We start from the raw sequence: 1441 nt of genomic DNA on the forward strand, positions 1-1441 counted from the left end.
CCGTCCCATCGAACTGCCGGAAGAGGTTCACCTCACGCCGCGCATGTACCAGAAGCTCACGGAGAAAATTGCGGGCAAGCCCGAAGAGCGCATTCTCTCGTACCTCATGCTGCGCTCGCTCAAGCAGGCGCGTTACTCGGAAATCAACGAAGGACACTTTGCGCTCGCCGCGCCCACCTACACGCATTTCACTTCGCCCATCCGCCGCTACCCGGACCTCATCGTCCACCGCATCCTGAAGGATGTCTTGCAGGATTCTGCCGAGGAGCACGACGCGGATGTTCCTGTAGGCGTAGGAACCGCCGCGCATAGTGAGTCGCCTTCGCCTTGGTCCAAGCGCCAGGGAACACACGGACGCGCGCCTGCCGCCGCACAGACAAGTGTGGTTCGTCGCCGTCGGGGTGCCGAAGACGGGCGCCAGCCACTCGAAGGTCCCATCCCCGAGCCGGTGTTGCACGATATCGCAGAGGAATCCAGCCAGGCGGAGCGGCGCGCCGACGACGCTGAGCGCGAGTTACTCGAATGGAAGAAAGTCAAGTTCATGGCCGACCGCGTCGGAGAAGACTTTGAAGGCCTTATTGTCAGCATCACGAAATTCGGCATGTTTGTCGAACTCAATGAACTTTTCATCGAGGGCCTTGTGCCGCTCATGTCGCTCAGCGACGACCGATACACCTACAACGAAGGCACGAAGCAGATCATTGGCCAGCGCTTCGGCAAGCGCTACTCCATGGGTGATCCCATTCGTGTTCTCGTCGATCGCATCGATCGCGTGCAGCGCCGAATACAATTCGCGGTCATGGACGAGACCCCAAGGCGCGCCACGCGCCGGCACAAGCGTTCTCGCTGATTGTGGTGCAGGTTTGAAGAGGAACGCCATCAGTGTGGCTGACTGCTGACAAAGCCGATCAGAACAAGTGTCATTGGGCGCGTAGTCGTACCACCCTGTGTTTCCGCCGCACACGAAACGCAAGGTGTTTCCATAGCGCACGTGCGTAGTTCGCTCCGAATCAACACTGGCTTTGTAACGCTACTGCAAAACTAAACGGCAACATTGCCAATGCGCCAAAACGCGCCTGTGTGTCGAAACGTAACTTAAAAACTTGCGCCATCACTTGCGCCCGATTTGATCCCTCGCTACGGTCAAGACAAATTCAACCTAACCGAGGAGTTCTGCATGAATCGCTTGGCTACGCTTGTAGTGTTGATTCTGATGTTCGTTGTCACCTCTCTTGCACAGGTGCCCGCGTCTGGCCACGTGTTTGTTGTAGTGGAAGAAAACCACAGTTACTCAAGCGCAATCGGAAATTCGTCGATGCCGTACTTGAACAGCCTGGCGGCGAAGTACGGCCTGGCAACACAGTATTACGCGAACACGCACCCTTCGATCGGCAATTACTTCATGTTGACGACGGGGCAGATCATCACCAATGACGACGGT

2 protein-coding genes are annotated in these 1441 nt (G+C 57.0%); both read left to right on the forward strand.

Features of this window, described 5'->3' with window-relative positions; translation table 11 throughout:
• Positions 1–850 (forward strand): RNB domain-containing ribonuclease (locus VN622_07595; GenBank protein ID HWR35715.1); only part of this gene is annotated, 850 nt, incomplete at its 5' end.
• A 327-nt stretch (positions 851–1177) separates the two neighbouring features.
• On the forward strand, positions 1178–1441 hold a 264-nt coding region (locus tag VN622_07600; protein ID HWR35716.1), incomplete at its 3' end, for a hypothetical protein.

Source organism: Clostridia bacterium (assembly GCA_035561135.1).
GTDB lineage: Bacteria > Acidobacteriota > Terriglobia > Terriglobales > Acidobacteriaceae > DATMYA01.